Here is a 1,406-nt window from a genome sequence, read left to right as displayed (position 1 = left end):
CATGTATCTTCTCTAGTTGAGCAAGTTGTTTCTTTAAGACTTCGAGGAAGGCAGGGATTGTTTGCACTTTCGGTGGCGGTGGTGGTGCTGGTTTTGGGGGAGGTTTTGGTTTTGATTTATTCCCAAAAGCTGGAACTGGCCAAGCAACAATTATAGCCATTACCGGATTTGAACTCCCCAAAGTTAAAATTATTGCTACTGCTATCAAAATAACCTGTTTTTTCATGTTCCTCTCCTGTCGCTTTTTGCGTGATGTAAAAAAATCGGTAACTATATTGCCGAATCATCACCCACTTCCCACAATTTGTTCCTCTAGCATTTTTTTATCATTATTTCAATTTTGAATGTAAAATATATTTATTAATTTTCACTTTTATTTTCTTGCATTTCTATTACGGGAAGTGGTGCTACCTGTTCCACCTAATCTCCATAAATGTCCGAATGTAACGCCTTTTGCGAGAGCATTGGCGATACTTGTTATTTTGATCAACAGCACAATAGAGATAATGGACAAGATGAGCGCACCACCCAGCGAATATACCATCGAATATTGCAGTATTTCTCCTCCATTGAACCCAAGTTTTAGGTCATCCATATAATTTGCAAAGATATTCATTAGTAGACTAGATACAGTAGCTAAGAGTACGATAAGAATTATATAGCTTAAGATTTGGTCTATCCATTGCTCGAAAAAGCGATAGGTTGGTTGCCAGAGTAGAGTAATGATGAAAATTGGTCCAAAGCCTACGAGAAGTGCAAGTACGATTTTTGCTAGCAGGATGAATGCACCGCCGATTGCCGCTAGAAAGCTTGTTGCAAGCAAGATAAGAAGGCCGACGAGGCTATAAAGGATCCCATCAGTATCTAAGAAAATAGCTTCTTCGAAAGCTTCGTTTGCTCGGTTGAAGCCGCTTTCAGCAACTCTATCAATCAAACTGCTTAATTGTTTTTCCTGTAGTGGATTATTTGTGAGTGCGGCAGATAAGTCATGAGGCATTGTTATTATCAAATCTGCAATATCTGATTGATAAAGTCCTGCGCTTAGAGCTATTGAAGTAATAATACTTATTCGCAGGAAACGTCTCACTAACTCAGAGAGCGGCATATCTATTACGCCGCGCATGACAAGCCATCCATAGACGATAAAAGCGATGGAAAGACCGATTGATACGAAAGGGGTAATGGTCACGATTGCCTTTGAGGAGATATCCGTGACATATGTTTGTGTTGCCTGATCAATACGATTGAACAGTTGTGTGAACATTTGGAAGGCCATGGTATTCCTCTTTAGCGCATTTCAGTTTTCCATCACTTTGCAGCATGGGTGCATACTGAGAGGGTGCTAATATTCATTATGTTAGCATTTCTCAAAAACAGACACATTGTTGTAAAAAATTATCGTATTG

The 1,406-nt window shown here is 39.3% G+C and carries 1 protein-coding gene and 1 pseudogene; both read right to left on the bottom strand.

Going from position 1 to position 1,406, the window contains the following annotated elements:
• Nucleotides 1–226, bottom strand: a pseudogene (locus tag CEV08_RS09270) (conjugal transfer protein); the annotation flags it as partial.
• A 147-nt stretch (nucleotides 227–373) separates the two neighbouring features.
• A complete protein-coding gene (locus CEV08_RS09265) occupies nucleotides 374–1,276 on the bottom strand; it encodes a type IV secretion system protein (protein WP_100131289.1) in 903 nt (300 codons plus the stop codon).
• Nucleotides 1,277–1,406: the final 130 nt, after the last annotated feature.

The organism is Bartonella tribocorum (genome assembly GCF_002778015.1).
Classification (GTDB): Bacteria; Pseudomonadota; Alphaproteobacteria; order Rhizobiales; family Rhizobiaceae; genus Bartonella; species Bartonella tribocorum_B.
Note: the sequence above shows the minus strand (reverse complement) of the source record. Positions and strands in the feature narration are given on the sequence as shown.

Bases quoted from the DNA above. Each gene is read 5' to 3' on its own strand.
- CEV08_RS09265 (WP_100131289.1), bottom strand. From the start codon at position 1,276: ATGGCCTTCCAAATGTTCACACAACTGTTCAATCGTATTGATCAGGCA.